The organism is Mycobacterium sp. 1245499.0, from assembly GCF_001673615.1.
Taxonomy (GTDB): domain Bacteria; phylum Actinomycetota; class Actinomycetes; order Mycobacteriales; family Mycobacteriaceae; genus Mycobacterium; species Mycobacterium europaeum_A.
Window position 1 is genome coordinate 1 of sequence record NZ_LZMG01000071.1, and the last position, 7,761, is coordinate 7,761.

4 protein-coding genes and 2 pseudogenes are annotated in these 7,761 nt (G+C 71.5%); all 6 read left to right on the top strand.

Annotation, left to right across the window (positions count from 1 at the left end):
• Positions 1-200: pseudogene (locus A5646_RS29350) on the top strand (hypothetical protein); the annotation flags it as partial.
• Between the two features lie 104 nt (positions 201-304).
• Positions 305-2,272 carry a peptidoglycan D,D-transpeptidase FtsI family protein gene (locus A5646_RS03535; RefSeq protein WP_369806904.1) on the top strand — a complete coding sequence of 656 codons (1,968 nt, stop codon included), beginning with the start codon at positions 305-307 and terminating at the stop codon, positions 2,270-2,272.
• 133 nt (positions 2,273-2,405) lie between these two features.
• The gene (locus tag A5646_RS03540) at positions 2,406-3,953 is read left to right on the top strand and encodes a UDP-N-acetylmuramoyl-L-alanyl-D-glutamate--2,6-diaminopimelate ligase (RefSeq protein ID WP_067019900.1); all 1,548 of its coding nucleotides are present in this window, start codon (positions 2,406-2,408) and stop codon (positions 3,951-3,953) included.
• Positions 3,950-5,485 (top strand): annotated as a pseudogene (murF, locus tag A5646_RS03545) (UDP-N-acetylmuramoyl-tripeptide--D-alanyl-D-alanine ligase); the annotation flags it as partial. The gene A5646_RS03540 and the pseudogene murF, both read left to right, overlap by 4 nt.
• Before the next feature lie 170 nt (positions 5,486-5,655).
• Positions 5,656-6,735 (top strand): phospho-N-acetylmuramoyl-pentapeptide-transferase, encoded by a 1,080-nt coding sequence (gene mraY, locus A5646_RS03550; RefSeq protein WP_066873412.1) that lies wholly within the window; start codon positions 5,656-5,658, stop codon positions 6,733-6,735.
• Between the two features lie 17 nt (positions 6,736-6,752).
• On the top strand, positions 6,753-7,761 hold a 1,009-nt coding region (gene murD, locus A5646_RS03555), incomplete at its 3' end, for a UDP-N-acetylmuramoyl-L-alanine--D-glutamate ligase (RefSeq protein WP_156765507.1).

Below are 7,761 nucleotides of genomic sequence, written 5' to 3' on the forward strand. Positions count from 1 at the left end.
CGCCCCCCGAGGTGTCGATTCCCCTGGGCGGGTTGCCGATTCCGGCTCCCGGCCAGATGCCCGCACCGTTGCCCGCCGAGATTCCGATCCCGGTGCAGTTGGGCCGCCCGGGCGCGCCGGCTCAACCGGCGGTCCCCGCCGCCCCGGTCAACGGCCTGCCCGGGCCCGCGGCCGGCGCGGCGCCAGGTGCCCCCAGGTGAGCCGCGGTGAATCCCCGCGGGCCCGCCGGTCGCAGTCGGCGCGCCCGACGCGTGGTCCCCGTAAGGACTTGGCGGGCAAGGACGTCCGGCAACCCAAGCGCCGCCTGAAACCGCAGCAGGCCGACACCGGCCGCGACGTTCGGGAGCCGAAGCGATTCCGGAAAGCCAAGCAGGCCAAGGGTGCCGGGGCCGCGCAACGGCCCGAGGCGGTGGCGGCGGGGCACTCGGCGCGGGAACGCCGCACCCGTCAGATCGTGCAGTTGACCAGCCGCGGCGGGTCGTTCGTCTTCCGGCACCGCGCGGGCAACGTGGTCATCCTGGTGCTGATGCTGGTGGCCGCCGCCCAGCTGTTCGTCCTGCAGGTGACCAACGCCCCGTCGCTGCGGGCCCAGGCCGCCGGCCAGCTCAAGGTCACCGATGTGGAAAAGGCGGTGCGCGGCAGCATCATCGACCGTCGCAAAGACCAGCTTGCCTTCACCATCGAGTCGCGTGCGCTGACCTTTCAGCCGAAACGGATTCGTAAGCAGCTCGAGGAGGCCAAAGCCAAGAACTCGACCGCTCCCGATCCGCAGCAGCGGTTGCGCGACATCGCCAAGGAGGTCTCCAGCCGCCTGGGCAACAAGCCGGACTCGGCGACCGTGTTGAAGAAGCTGCAGACCGACGACAACTTCGTCTATCTGGCGCGCGCCGTCGATCCCGCTGTCGCCAGCGCGATCTCGGACAAGTACCCCGAGGTCGGTTCCGAACGCCAGGATCTGCGCCAGTATCCGGGCGGATCGCTGGCGGCTAACATCGTCGGCGGCATCGACTGGGACGGGCACGGCCTGCTGGGGCTGGAAGAGGCCATGGATTCGGTGCTGTCGGGCACCGACGGCGCGGTCACCTATGACCGCGGATCCGACGGTGTGGTCATCCCGGGCAGCTACCGCAACCGGCACCGGGCGGTCAACGGTTCGATGGTCCAGCTGACCCTCGACGACGACATCCAGTTCTACGTCCAGCAGCAGGTCCAGCAGGCCAAGAATGTCTCTGGCGCGCACAATGTTTCGGCCGTCGTGCTGGACGCCAAGACCGGCGAAGTGCTGGCCATGGCCAACGACAACACGTTCGACCCCTCGCAGGACATCGGGCGCCAAGGCGACAAACAGCTGGGCAATCTGGCCGTGTCCTCGCCGTTCGAGCCCGGCTCGGTGAACAAGGTGATCACCGCCTCGTCGGTCATCGAGTACGGCCTGTCCAATCCCGATGAGGTGCTGCAGGTCCCCGGCACCCTCCAGATGGGCGGGGTGTCCATCCACGACGCGTGGGACCACGGCGTGATGCCCTACACCACCACCGGTGTGTTCGGAAAGTCCTCCAACGTCGGCACTTTGATGCTCGCGCAGCGCGTCGGCCCGGAGCGCTTCTACGACATGGTCCGCAAATTCGGTCTGGGCCAGCGCACCAACGTGGGCCTGCCGGGTGAGAGCGCCGGGCTGGTGCCGCCGATCGACCAGTGGTCGGGCAGCACCTTCTCGAACCTGCCTATCGGCCAAGGTCTTTCGATGACGCTGCTGCAGATGACCGGCATGTACCAGGCGATCGCCAACGACGGATTGCGGATACCGCCGCGAATCATCAAGGCCACCATCGCCCCCGACGGCACCCGCACCGAGGAGCCGCGTCCGGACGGCGTGCGGGTGGTGTCGCCGCAGACGGCGCAGACCGTGCGCAACATGCTGCGCGCCGTCGTGCAAAAGGACCCGATGGGCTACCAGCAGGGCACCGGTTCCGCCGGCGCGGTGACGGGCTACCAGATGGCCGGCAAGACGGGTACCGCCCAGCAGATCAACCCGGCCTGCGGCTGCTACTTCGACAACGTCTACTGGATCACGTTCGCGGGGATGGCGACCGTCGACAATCCCCGGTACGTCATCGGCATCATGATGGACAACCCCGAGCGCAACGCCGACGGGACGCCGGGCCACTCGGCGGCCCCGCTGTTCCACAACATCGCCGGCTGGCTGATGCAGCGCGAGAACGTGCCGCTGTCGCCCGACCCCGGGCCGCCGCTGACGCTGCAGGCCACCTAGCCCTAGCGACCTCGCCAGGGCCCAGCCGGACCTTCCGTCGGCGCGCGCATCGCCTCGTGGCCGGTCGCGGCTAGGTAGGGTGTCATGGCCGATCATGAGGATCGCGCGGCGTCGGAGGGAGGTGTGAGAAGAAGTGGTGCTGCCCACTGGGTTACGCCCCAGCGCCGTCGCCGGCGTGCGGTTGCCCGCGCTCGCCGAGCAGGTGGGAGCGGTCCCGGCCGACGTCGCAGGTCAGGGCGCCGTCGTGCCCGACGTGGCGATCACCGGCGTGACGCTGCGCGCCCAGGACGTGCTGCCCGGTGACCTGTTCGCCGCGTTGCCCGGCCTGACCACGCACGGGGCCCGCTATGCCGCGGAGGCGATCGAACGCGGCGCGATCGCCGTGCTCACCGATGCCGCCGGGGTCGCGGAGATGAGCGCCGCCGGCGCCCCGTCCGTGCCGACGCTGGTGCACCCCGACCCCCGCGGCGTGCTCGGCGGCCTGGCCGCCACGGTGTACGGGAACCCGTCGCAGCGGCTGGCCGTTATCGGCATCACCGGCACCTCCGGCAAGACCACCACCACCTACCTGGTCGAATCCGGCCTGCGGGCCGCCGGGCGCAGGTGCGGGCTGATCGGCACCATCGGCATTCGCATCGACGGCGCCGACATCCCCAGCGCGTTGACCACCCCGGAGGCGCCCGCGCTGCAGGCGATGCTGGCGGCCATGGCCGAGCAGGGTGTCGACACCGTGGTCATGGAGGTCTCCAGCCACGCGCTGGCGCTGGGCCGGGTGGACGGAACCGGTTTTGCGGTAGGCGGTTTCACCAACCTGTCCCGCGATCACCTCGACTTTCACCCGACCATGGAAGACTACTTCAACACCAAAGCCCTGTTGTTCGAGCCGAATTCGCCGCTGCGGGCGCGCCGCGCGGTCGTGTGCGTCGACGACGAGGCCGGGCGGGCCATGGCGGATCGAGCCGGCGACGCCGTCACCGTCAGCGCCGAGGGCCGGCCGGCGAATTGGCGCGCCGTCGACGTCGCCACGATGGGCGCCGGGGGACAACAGTTCTCCGTCATCGACCCCGCCGGCGCGCGGCACCAGGTCGGGGTCCCGCTGCCCGGCCACTACAACATCGCCAATTGCCTTGTGGCGCTGGCCCTTCTGGATGCGGTCGGGGTGACGCCGGAGCAGGCGGCGCCGGGGCTGCGGCAGACCCGCGTGCCGGGGCGCATGGAACAGATCGACGCCGGCCAGGAGTTTTTGGCGCTGGTCGACTACGCCCACAAGCCAGGCGCTCTGCGCGCGGTGCTGAGCACGCTGGCGCGTCCGGGTCGCCGGGTGGCGGTGGTGTTCGGCGCCGGCGGCGAGCGCGACCCGGGCAAGCGGGTGCCGATGGGCGCGACGGCCGCCGAGCTGGCCGATCTGGTGGTCGTCACCGACGACAATCCGCGCGGCGAAGACCCGTCGGCGATTCGCCGGGAGATCCTGGCCGGGGTGACCGAAAGTGGCTGCGCGACAGAAGTTGTCGAGATCGCCGACCGGCGCGAGGCGATCCGGCACGCGGTCGGCTGGGCCAGGCCCGGCGACGTGGTGCTGATCGCCGGCAAGGGCCACGAAACCGGGCAGCGCGCCGGTGACGTGGTCCGCCCCTTCGACGACCGCGTCGAGTTGGCGCGGGCGTTGGAGGATCGCGCATGATCGACCTGACCGTCGCCCAGATCGCCGACATCGTCGGGGGCACCCTGTCCGACATCTCGCCCGAGGACGCCGCGCACCGCCACGTCACCGGGACGGTGGAGTTCGACTCGCGTGCCGTCGGGCCGGGCGGGCTGTTCCTGGCGCTGCCCGGCGCACGCTCGGACGGGCACGACCATGCGGCCTCGGCGGTGGCGGCCGGCGCGGTCGCGGTGCTGGCAGCGCGGCCGGTCGGGGTCCCCGCCATCGTCGTCGCACCCGCGGGGGTTTCGGGATCGCGGGCCGGGGTGCTCGAGCACGACCCGGACGGCTCGGGTGCCGCGGTGCTGGCCGCGCTGGCCAGGCTGGCCAAGGCGGTGGCCGCCGAACTGGTGGCGGGCGGGCTGACGATCGTCGGCATCACCGGGTCGTCGGGAAAGACCTCGACCAAGGACCTGGTGGCCGCCGTGCTGGCGCCGCTGGGTCAGGTGGTGGCCCCGCCCGGGTCCTTCAACAACGAGCTGGGCCACCCCTGGACGGTGCTGCGCGCGACGTCCGACACCGACTATTTGGTTCTGGAGATGTCGGCCCGCCACCCCGGCAACATCGCCGCGCTGGCCGACATCGCCACGCCCTCCATCGGCGTGGTGCTCAACGTCGGCACCGCTCACCTCGGCGAGTTCGGCTCGCGCGAGGCCATTGCCCAAACGAAATCCGAACTGCCACAGTCTGTTCCAGCTTCCGGCGTGGTGATCCTGAACGCCGACGATCCGGCCGTGGCGGCCATGGCCGACGTGACCGCGGCCCGGGTGGTCCGGGTCAGCCGCGCCGAGCACACCAACGCGGGCCCCAGCGACCTGTGGGCCGGGCCGGTGTCGCTCGACGAGCTGGCCAGGCCGCGGTTCACGCTGCACCGGCGCGACGCCGCCGGGGTGGCGCAGGTGGCGGTGCAGCTCGGCGTCTACGGCGATCACCAGGTCGGCAACGCGCTGAGCGCCGCCGCGGTCGCCCTGGAATGCGGCGCCGACCTCGAACAGGTGGCGGCCGCCCTGGCCGGGGCGGGCCCGGTGTCGCGGCACCGGATGCACGTCACCACCCGCGAAGACGGCGTTACCGTGATCGACGATGCCTACAACGCCAACCCCGATTCAATGCGGGCCGGGTTGCAGGCGCTGGCGTGGATCGCCCACGGCGGGGGCGAGGGCGGCCCCGCCGAAAAGCGCAGGAGCTGGGCGGTGCTCGGCGAGATGGCCGAGCTCGGCGAGGACGCCATCCTCGAGCACGATCGCATCGGCCGGCTGGCCGTGCGCTTAGATGTGTCTCGACTCGTTGTCGTGGGAAGTGGGAGGTCGATGAGCGCCATGCACCACGGAGCGGTCATGGAGGGTTCCTGGGGCGCCGCCGATAAGGGGGCCGTCAACGTCGCCGACAGCGACGCCGCCCTGGAGTTGCTGCGAGCCGAGCTGCAACCCGGCGACGTGGTGCTGGTGAAGGCGTCGAACTCGGCCGAACTGGGCGCGCTGGCGGACGCGCTGGCCCGTGACGATCGCGAGGGCGGCGAAGCCGGGCGAAGCGGGTCGTCACCATCGAGCCGTGACGATCGCGAGGGCGGCGAAGCCGGGCGAAGCGGGTCGTCACCATCGAGCCGTGACGATCGCGAGGGCGGCGAAGCCGGGCGAAGCGGGTCGTCACCAGCAGAAGGCTCGGACGACCGCGGGACGCACGCATGAGGCAGATCCTGATCGCGGTGGCCGTCGCGCTGACCGTGTCGATCCTGTTGACCCCGGCCCTGATCCGGTTGTTCACCCGGCAGGGATTCGGCCACCACACCCGCGAGGACGGCCCGCCCACCCACCACGCCAAACGGGGCACGCCGTCGATGGGCGGCGTGGCGATCCTGGCCGGCATCTGGGCGGGCTATTTGGGCACCCACCTGGCCGGGATGGCCTTCGACGGTGAAGGCATCACCGTGTCGGGCCTGCTGGTGCTCGGGCTGGCCACCGTGCTCGGCGTCGTCGGATTCCTCGACGACCTGATCAAGATCCGCCGGTCGCGCAACCTCGGCCTGAACAAGACTGCCAAGACGATCGGGCAGGTCGCCGCCGCGGTGCTGTTCGGCGTGCTGGCGCTGCGGTTCCGCAATAACAACGGCCTGACCCCGGCCAGCGCCGACCTGTCCTACGTGCGCGAGATCGCCACCGTCACCCTGGCGCCGGGGCTGTTCGTGTTGTTCTGCGTGGTCGTCGTCAGCGCGTGGTCCAACGCGGTGAACTTCACCGACGGCCTGGACGGGCTGGCCGCCGGTTGCATGGCGATGGTCACCGCCGCCTACGTGCTGATCACCTTCTGGCAGTACCGCAACGCCTGCGTCACGGCGCCTGGGCTGGGTTGCTACAACGTGCGCGATCCGCTGGACCTGGCGCTGGTCGCGGCCGCCACCGCGGGCGCCTGCATCGGCTTTCTGTGGTGGAACGCCGCGCCCGCCAAGATCTTCATGGGCGACACCGGATCGCTGGCGTTGGGCGGCATCATCGCGGGTATCTCGGTGACCAGCCGCACCGAGATCCTCGCCGTCGTGCTGGGTTCGCTGTTCGTCGCCGAGGTCAGCTCGGTCGTGTTGCAGATCCTGACCTTTCGGACCACCGGGCGCCGGGTGTTCCGGATGGCACCCTTTCATCACCATTTCGAACTGGCCGGCTGGGCCGAAACCACGGTCATCATCCGCTTCTGGCTGCTCACCGCGATCGCCTGCGGCCTGGGCGTGGCCCTGTTCTACGGTGAGTGGCTGGGCGCGATCGGTGCCTGATGAGCGGCTCTGATCCAGTGCAAGACCCCCTGGCGCCGGGCGCGCCGGTGCTGGTCGCCGGCGGCCGGGTCACGGGCAGGGCCGCGCTGGCGGTGCTGACCCGGTTCGGCGCGGTGCCCACGGTGTGCGACGACGACCCGGCCACGCTGCGCGGCTACGCCGACGCCGGCGTGGCGACCGCGTCCACCCCGACGGCCACCGAGCAGATCTCCCGCTTCGCGCTGGTGGTCACCAGTCCCGGCTTCTCGCCGACGACGCCGCTGCTGGTGGCCGCCGCGGCCGCCGGGGTGCCGATCTGGGGCGACGTGGAGCTGGCCTGGCGGCTCGACGCCGCGGGCCGGTACGGGCCGCCGCGGCGCTGGCTGGTGGTCACCGGGACCAACGGCAAAACGACCACGACGTCGATGCTGCACGCCATGCTGACCGCCGGCGGCCGGCGCAGCCTGCTGTGCGGCAACATCGGCGACCCGGTGCTCGACGTCCTGGAGCAACCCGCCGAGGTGCTGGCCGTCGAGCTGTCCAGCTTCCAATTGCATTGGGCGCCTTCGCTAAAGCCCGAGGCCGGCGCGGTGCTCAACATCGCCGAGGACCACCTCGACTGGCACGGCAGCATGGCCGCCTACGCCGCGGCGAAGGCGCGGGTGCTCGACGGCCGGGTGGCGGTGGTGGGCCTGGACGACCGCCGGGCGGCGGCGCTGCTGGACACCGCCGCGGCGCCGGTGCGCGTCGGCTTCCGGCTGGGTGAACCTGCCGCGGGGGAGCTGGGCGTGCGCGACGGCCAGTTGGTGGACCGCGCGTTCGCCGACGATCTGGCGCTGCTCCCGGTCGACTCCATCCCGGTGCCGGGGCCGGTCGGGGTGCTCGACGCGCTGGCCGCCGCGGCGCTGGCGCGCAGCGTCGACGTGCCGGCCGAGGCGATCGCGGCCGCGATCGCCGCGTTCCGGGTGGGCCGGCACCGGGCCGAGGTCGTGGCCGTCGCCGACGGAATCACCTACGTCGACGACTCCAAGGCCACCAACCCGCACG